Source organism: Streptomyces pathocidini (assembly GCF_001418495.1).
Classification (GTDB): Bacteria; Actinomycetota; Actinomycetes; order Streptomycetales; family Streptomycetaceae; genus Streptomyces; species Streptomyces pathocidini.
In genome coordinates this window covers 1-1,150 of record NZ_LIQY01000715.1, presented here as the reverse complement: position 1 = coordinate 1,150, position 1,150 = coordinate 1, and the positions used below count along the sequence as shown (strand labels likewise).

Here is a 1,150-nt window from a genome sequence, read left to right as displayed (position 1 = left end):
CGTGGCGCCGCTGCGTGGCGGTGCTGCGTGGCGGTGTGGCTCAGCTTGCCGGTGGGGGTGAGGCCTGGAGCAGGGTCCGCAGCCGGGTCGTGCGGTCCTTGACCGGGATCTCCACCACGGCGCGCGGCAGGGCCTGGTCCACGCCGTGCACGACCGACAGGTGCCGCTCGCCGCGGCTGAACGCCGTATAGACCCAGGAGCGGGTCAGCGCCTGCGCCGCGTCGCCCGGCAGCACCACGACCGCCGCGGGCCAGCGCGTACCGGCCGCCTGGTGGGCGGTCAGCGCCCAGCCATGCCGTACGGTCTCGCCGACGCGGTCCGGTGGCACGACCACGGGCGAGCCCGAGCAGTCCAGCCGCAGGCCTTCGGCGTCGGCCGAGACGACCGTGCCCGGCACGACCCGGCCGGGTGCCGGGACGTACGCGACCCGGTCGCCCGGGTCGAAGCCGCCGAACCGGCCCGGGCCCGGGTTCAGCCGCTCCTTGAGGGCCGCGTTCAGCGCCCGGGTGCCCGCGGCGCCGCCGTGTCCCGGCGTGATCACCTGCGTGTGCTCCGGGGCCACGCCGATCGCGCGCGGCACGGAGTCGGCGACGAGCTGCACGGTCCGGTGCACGGCCTCCCCGGCGTCCCGCACCGGGACGATCACCACCTCCTTGCCCGGCGCCGCCACCTGGCTCAGCTCGCCGATCCCGATGCCCGAGACCAGCTCGCCGATCGGGCCGGGGTCGGGCGTACGGGAGGCGACCTGCGGGCACATGCGGGCGGCGAGGAGGTCGGCGAAGACCCGCCCGGCACCGGCCGACCACAGCACGGACGGGTCCCCGCTGAGCATCAGCCGCGCCCCGTCCGGCAGCGACTCGACGAGCAGTGCCGCGGTCTCCACGTCGAGCTGCGGCGCGTCGACCACCACGAGCAGGTCCAGGGCGAATGCCCCGTCCTCGTCCCGCCCGGGTCCCTCGGTGCCGGAGAGGAGCCCGGCAACGGTGAGAGCGGCCGGGCCAGTCCCGACGGGCGCGGCCGGTGCACCGGCGAGCGCACCCGCCGGATCGGCGGAGGCGGCTGTGGCTGGGTCGGTGGTGGGAGCCACCGGGCCGGTGGAGGCGGTAGCGGCCGGGGCGGTGGTGGGATCCGTCGGGTTGGGGCCGGGGGC

General features: G+C 77.3%; 1 protein-coding gene. It reads right to left on the bottom strand.

Features of this window, described 5'->3' with window-relative positions:
* Positions 1 to 40 precede the first annotated feature (40 nt).
* The coding region (locus tag AOK16_RS24755; protein ID WP_169790959.1) for an ATP-dependent DNA helicase at positions 41 to 1,150 on the bottom strand (1,110 nt) is incomplete at its 5' end.